At 70.7% G+C, this 440-nt stretch carries 1 protein-coding gene; it reads right to left on the bottom strand.

Going from position 1 to position 440, the window contains the following annotated elements; translation table 11 throughout:
• A partial coding sequence (locus AC1DYG_RS19825) for an AMP-binding enzyme (RefSeq protein WP_477641561.1) occupies positions 1–440 on the bottom strand: 440 nt, incomplete at both ends.

Genomic DNA, 440 nt, shown 5'->3' with positions numbered 1-440 from the left:
GCGAGCGCCTCCTCGGTCGGCGTTCGCGGCGGCCGGGACTCCGCGCCCGACGTCCCGAAGTCCGGTGCGGGCAGTGCGGCACGATCCAGCTTGCCGACCAGCGTCAGCGGAAGGTGGTCGAGCATCGTGATTGCCGCCGGCACCATGTATTCCGGCACCGCCGCACGAACCCGGGCCATCAGCTCGGCAGGGTCGGGGAGGTGCTCACCGGCGGGGAGCACGTAGGACACCAGGACCGGGTCGCCCGTCGGTCCGGCACGACTGAGTGTCGCGGCGAATCTCACGAACGGGTGGGCCGTCAGAGCCGCATCGACCTCGCCGGGCTCGATCCTGAAGCCACGAATCTTGACCTGGAAGTCGGTCCGGCCCACGTACTCGAGCTCCAGGCCCGTGTCCCGATCGTGCCGCCACCTCACCACGTCCCCGGTGCGGTACAGGCG

This window comes from Pedococcus sp. P1_H8, assembly GCF_056405175.1.
This window is presented reverse-complemented; position numbering and strand designations above follow the sequence as displayed.